This is a genomic window from Mycobacterium sp. NPDC003449, from assembly GCF_053588415.1.
This window is the reverse complement of the sequence record NZ_JBSFPX010000387.1, coordinates 1-1158: the sequence shown is the minus strand read 5'-3', so window position 1 is coordinate 1158 and position 1158 is coordinate 1. Positions and strand designations below refer to the sequence as shown.

3 protein-coding genes are annotated in these 1158 nt (G+C 71.4%); 2 read left to right on the top strand and 1 reads right to left on the bottom strand.

Translation table 11 applies throughout. The features are described 5' to 3' along the window. Positions 1-429, bottom strand: a 429-nt coding sequence (locus tag ACWDTP_RS38575; protein WP_450028466.1) for a permease, incomplete at its 3' end; no start/stop codon positions are given. 103 nt (positions 430-532) lie between these two features. On the opposite strand from ACWDTP_RS38575, the gene ACWDTP_RS38570 reads away from it, so the two are divergent. Continuing rightward, entirely contained in the window at positions 533-817 is a 285-nt protein-coding gene (locus ACWDTP_RS38570; protein WP_450028465.1) for a DUF1490 family protein, read from the top strand. 5 nt (positions 818-822) lie between these two features. Then, a partial coding sequence (locus ACWDTP_RS38565) for an HMA2 domain-containing protein (RefSeq protein ID WP_450028464.1) occupies positions 823-1158 on the top strand: 336 nt, incomplete at its 3' end.

The following is a 1158-nucleotide window of genomic DNA, read 5'->3' as shown; positions in this document are numbered from 1 at the left end:
ACACTCTTTCCCTCCCCGACGCTCTTCCGATCTCGCCGGGGCGGCCAGCATGAACGTCAGCGCCGCGGCGCCGGCACTGCCCGGGCCGAAGAGCCTGCGGGCCACCGGGACCGAACCGCATTCGCAGCCGGGCAGCGCGGCGCCACCCACCCCGGCGGCCAGGATCGCGGTGCCGGTGCGTCGCGGCAGCCACCGGGCCAGCCGGTCCGGTGTCACGTACACCGCGATGAGTCCGCTGATCACCACACCGAGCGCCAGGAACGGCAGCGCCTGCACGAACACCCCGCAGAACACGGTCGCGGCGGTGGCCACATCGGGGGTCCGGATCACGAAATCCCGCAGCGGGCCGCCGACGAGTGCCAGTGCGACGACCGCGACCACCAGCACCGGCATCGAGTTCGGCCGCAGCCGGGCCACCGCCGAGGTCATGGTCACGCGGCCATGATGCCAGCCGTGGTTGTGGATGAGGGCACCTGACGGGGCGCAAATGACAATCATTTTCGACTCGTCAGGTTGGGGTTAAGCTGACCGGATGGTGTGGCATGTATTGCTGGCGAAGGCGGCGACCACGGTTGCCACCGGTGCGGTCGGCGTGGCGGCGTACGAGGGTTTGCGTAAGGCGGCCGCGAAAGCACCGGTCCGGGAAGCCGCGGTGAGCACGGCCGCGTGGGCGCTGCGAGGTGCGCGCAAGGCCGAAGAGGGCGCGGAAGCCGCCCGGTTGAAGGTTGCCGACGTGATGGCCGAGGCCAGGGAACGGGTCGGCGAGGAGGTCCCGCCACCGGCGGTCGCCGAAGCCGCGCACTCGCACGATCACTGAGCGCCGTGGCGACACTCGAGGTGCTCTCCGACGCGGCGGGCCGCATGCGTGTTCGGGTGCCCTGGTTTCGCGGGGACGCGGTGCGCGCGGTCGCGATCGAAGACGCCGTCGATCAGGTGCCCGGCGTGCGTGCGGTGCACGCCTACCCGCGCACGGCGTCCGTCGTGGTGTGGTACTCGCCCAAACGCTGCGACCGCGCCGCGGTGACGACGGCCATATCGGCGGCCGCCGACGTGGCGCGGCACCTGGTCCCGGTGCGTACACCGCGGTCGGCCGACATCCACAACGCCGACATCGTCCGGATGGCGATCGGAGCTATCGCGTTGGCGCTGCTGGGGATT

Excerpts from the sequence above, each read along its gene's own strand:
- ACWDTP_RS38570 (WP_450028465.1), top strand. The coding sequence starts at position 533 with ATGGTGTGGCATGTATTGCTGGCGAAGGCGGCGACCACGGTTGCCACC.